We start from the raw sequence: 4,347 nt of genomic DNA, 5'->3' as shown, positions 1-4,347 counted from the left end.
CAACAGGGCAAATGTTGCGAAGATGCCAAAGAGCCATACTTCCATTCTTTCGAACACAAGCTGATCCTTTACTACCTGATCCATGGTCAAGGCCAGGCGGAACGGAATGGTGGGATCGACGTCATGCATGATCCGGCGTAAAGAGGGGATCACAGACTGCGGATCGCCATGGGTCCGCACGACAAGAATCATGTTCTTCAGAGAGTCCAGGCGGCGTTCCGGAGGTAGAGAATCGATAAGCCAGTCCATCTCAGGCATCGGCGGTTGTTGTAGATCTTGCCGGACACTTGTGACGACGCCGACGATACCGGACTTTAGCTCGGGCTTGGGATCGTCGTCGATGTGGGCACCAACGGGGTCACTGCCGTCCGAGAAGAATTTGCGGCGGAAGGCTTCGTTGACGACCATCGTTCCCGCGGGGTTGTCGGGCCTGTCGATGCTGGGTGAGAGCAGGCGCCCCCGTGTCAGCTTCAGGCCCATGGCGTCGAAGTAGCCCTCCGATACGAACCGCGTCTCGGCTGCTTCGGGAATGTCTTTCGGGTAGGGCGGCTGACCCGTGATGTGAATGTCATATCCGTTGCCCCATTCGGCGATCGGGATCATATCGATCAGACCGGCTGCCTGCACTCCTGGAGTATGCGTAATCTTTTCCAGCAGCGGCTGGTAGAAGGCTGGCAAAGGATCGAGCTTCTCGTATCGTCCCCGTGAAAGATCGATGGGGACGACGAGCAGGTGCTTCGTATCGATGCCAATATCCGTCCCAAATAACCGCTGCAGGTTCTTTAGCAAGAGCCCCGAGGTAACTAACAGCACGAGGGACAGTGCTATCTGTGCGACGACGAAGGTGGAGCGGAGACGGTGTTGACCTCGGGCAACGCCCGAGCCACTTGACCCCGCGTGGAAGGCTCGACCGGGATCCGTGCCGGAGAGCCGCAAGGAGGGCAGCAGAGACGCGGCCAAGGTAATCAGCAGGGAAAGTCCGAGAGAGACAGCAACTACGGTCAAATTCAAATGAACATCGCTGCCACGCGCGATGGCTTCGAGGAGGAAAACGTTCATCGCTTTCAGGAGGAGCCAGCCCACCATCACCCCTCCGGCGAGTCCGGCGATCGAGAGCACCAGGCCCTCGCTCAGGAGCTGTCGGATCAGCCTTCCACGGCTCGCACCGATGGCTGTTCGCAGGGCCATCTCCCGCTCGCGCTTCACGCCTCGCGCCAACAGCAGGCCTGCCACGTTGATGCACGCAATCCCGAGCAAGGCCAGCACCGCTAGAGTCAATATGCGGAGCGGCCCCTTCATCTTGCCGTCGGATCCAAAGCCGTTCACTTCAGCAGCCAGCGGATAGAGCGAAACAGTGTGTCCAGCCTCTTGTTCCGGATAAGCTCGTCCGAGATTCGCCATCACCGTGGAGATATCCGCCTGCGCCTGTTGCAGCGTGACGCCTGGCTTCAAAAGGCCTACCGTGCGCATCCAATGCATTCCCCTGGATTTCAACCAGGAATCGTGGGCATGAAGCGGGGTATAGATCGCCTCTTTTTCATACATCGGAAAGCGAAACCCCGCGGGCATAACACCGACGATGGTGTAGGGAATGCCGTCGAGCCGGGCTATCGTTCCAATGACATCGGATCGCCCATTGAAGCTGCTCTTCCATACGTCATAGCTCAGCACTACAACGTTGTCGTTGCCAGGGCGGTCTTCCCCGAGCCGGAATGTCCGACCCAGAACGGGTGGAACTCCGAAAACATCGAAGAAGTTATCGGTAGTCTTCACAGCGCGTAACGAGATGGGACCGGAAGCCCCTTCAAGATTCATGCGGTCGAAGGTCGAGTACCCGGCGAGAGCCTGGAAGGTCCGTAGCTGCGATCGTTCGTCAAGGTAGCTGAGATAGGACGAAGGCAGCGACCCGCCGCTGCGTGACTTCATGAAGGGGGAGACCAGGCGTTCCTGATGCGCGAACGGCAGGGGTCGCAGCAATATCGTGTCGACCACGCTGAAAATCGCCGACGCGGCACCGATGCCGAGTGATAGGGCGAGCACGACGATCAGCGCAAAACCAGGCGAGTGGCGGAGTTGGCGCAAGGCGAAGCGAAGGTCCTGGAGGAACGAGTTCATGGGGCAGTCTCCTTGGTTGCGTTATTCGCTGCGAAGGACAGTCATGGGGTCGACGTTGGCGGCGGCCTGCGCGGGGAATGCTGTCGCCAGAAGTGCGATAGCGAGTATGGAGATTGACCCGATGGCATAGGCCGCGATGTCGAAGGCAGGCAGCTTGCCGATCACGCTGCCGAGCACGCGCGTCAGGCTTAGCGAGAGCGCTATGCCAATCCCTATGCCTAAAGCTGCCGAGGCTGTAGCCTTCCCGAGTACCATTCGCAGCACTTGCGCCCGATTGGCCCCTAGCGCCACGCGCACACCAAATTCGAACTTGCGTTGGGCTACCGAGTACGCCGTCACGCCATACATGCCGATTGCCGCTAGCAGAATGCTTACGGCAGCGAAGCCTCCAAAGAGCAGGGAGCGGAAGTTGTCGGCGCGTTGCGTCTCCCCGATGTTGTGTCGCATGGTCGTGGCTTTGACGGCGATTTCGGGGTGGCTGCGCAGCAGGACTTTGCGCAGAGTCTCAGCCATGGCGCCAGGTTCGACACCGGTTCGAGCAACAATCTGCATGTCATCCGCATTGCCGGGATGCTGTGCAATCGGCACATAGAAGTTAGGCGTGGGAACTTCGGCTGGCGAGTCGCTGCGGATATCTCCGACGACGCCGACGATGGTCCACCACCCCTCCGTATCGTCAAAGCCGCACATGATTTGCTTCCCAATCGGCTCTTCATTGGGGAAGATAGTGCGCGCGAGGGTCTGGTTGATCAGAAGCACGGGAGGCGTTCCCAGTCGATCGTTGGCTTCAAGTGCACGGCCCCGCAGCAGCGGCACGCCAATGGTGGCCAGGAGGCCGGGTGTGACGGGATAGATATACGCGACCGGAAGGTTGAGGAAGGGCGCGGCGAAGACTTGTCGCCCCTTCACGGCATAGCCAACATTGGAGCTACCGAAGCCCATCGGGGCACCGTCGATGGCGCCTGCCGAGAGTACGCCGGGTGTATGTGCGACCAGGTTAAGTGTTTCGTCGAGGCGACTGAGTCGTGCCTGTGCAATCGCCAGTTCAGATGCTTTGTACGCAGCCTGCGCGGCTGGAGATTTGTCCGTCGGTGCGTCAGGAGAGCGCGGTGTCGCGACGTTGTGGGTATCGAGAGTGACGAGAGATTCGGGAGAGAAGCCGAGGTCTTGCCGCGCTTGTCCCATGAGCTGCCGCGTGAGCAGAATGGCTGCGACGGAAAGCGTCAGGGTCAGGGCGACCTCAGCCACGATGAGGCCGTCACGCAAGCGAGCGGATCCGCGGCCTTCCGTGCCGCGAGAGGCGTCCTGCCGGAGCGCGGCCGCCGGGTCGATGTGCCACGAGCGCCAGACTGGCATGAGGGCTGTGATCGTCATTACGATCACAGAGAGCAACGCCGAAAAGAGGAAGACATCTCCATTCAGGTGGATGTCTTCCAGCCGCGGCAGGTCCGGCGGAGCGAGCCGGACAAGAAGCCGCACTGCCGGCACAGCGACCAGGATTGCGGCAAAGCAACCCGCAAGCGCGAGCAGCGTGGCTTCGAGTAAAGCTCGCATGGCCAGGACCGAGCGCGAGGCGCCAAGAGCCGTGCGGATCGTGACGGAACGAAGCTGCCGGGTAGCATGCACGAGCTGCAGGTGGGCGATATTGGCGCACACGATCAGGAGAATGACGGCGACCGACCCCATGAGGAGATTGAGTGTGGGACGAACGTCGCCCACCAGACGTTCCTGCAGGGGAATGGACTCAACCGTCTTCCGCGAGTCTTCCGGGTACGCGCGCTGCAGGTGTTGCGAGAAGGTTGCGAATTCGGAGGCGAGTTGAGCTGGAGACACTCCCGCCTTGCGCTTGCCGATGGCATGCTGGTTATATGCCGTCCGATTGACATTCGTCGGTGAAGTCGGCAGCTCCATCCAGACCTGTGCATTGTTCGGGAAGGAGAAGCGGTCCGGCAGCACACCGACGATCGGGCGGGAGACGTCGTTGTATCGGATGGTTTGGCCAAGGGCGTTGGCGACATTCCCAAAGTGTTGGCGCGCGAACGCTGCTCCGACGAGGACATCTTGACCGTCGGCGTCCTCTGCGCGAAACAGGCGCCCAACGAGCGGTTGAACGCCCATCACTTCTCCAAAGCGAGGGCTGACATTGGCAACGGGAAGCTGGACAGCGGCCCCATTTACCGAAATGCCGTTGGGCCAGACCTGGTAGTAGGCGGTTGCCTCGAGCCCGTGGAC

General features: G+C 60.5%; 2 protein-coding genes. Both read right to left on the bottom strand.

All coding sequences use genetic code 11. From position 1 onward, the window contains the following. Positions 1-2,115, bottom strand: a 2,115-nt coding sequence (locus tag WCB02_RS29350) for an ABC transporter permease (protein ID WP_423963352.1), incomplete at its 3' end; no start/stop codon positions are given. A 21-nt stretch (positions 2,116-2,136) separates the two neighbouring features. Beyond that, the coding region (locus WCB02_RS29345) for an ABC transporter permease (RefSeq protein ID WP_423963349.1) at positions 2,137-4,347 on the bottom strand (2,211 nt) is incomplete at its 5' end.

This window comes from Bradyrhizobium sp. (assembly GCF_049581145.1).
Lineage (GTDB): Bacteria > Pseudomonadota > Alphaproteobacteria > Rhizobiales > Xanthobacteraceae > Bradyrhizobium.
Note: the sequence above shows the minus strand (reverse complement) of the source record. Positions and strands in the feature narration are given on the sequence as shown.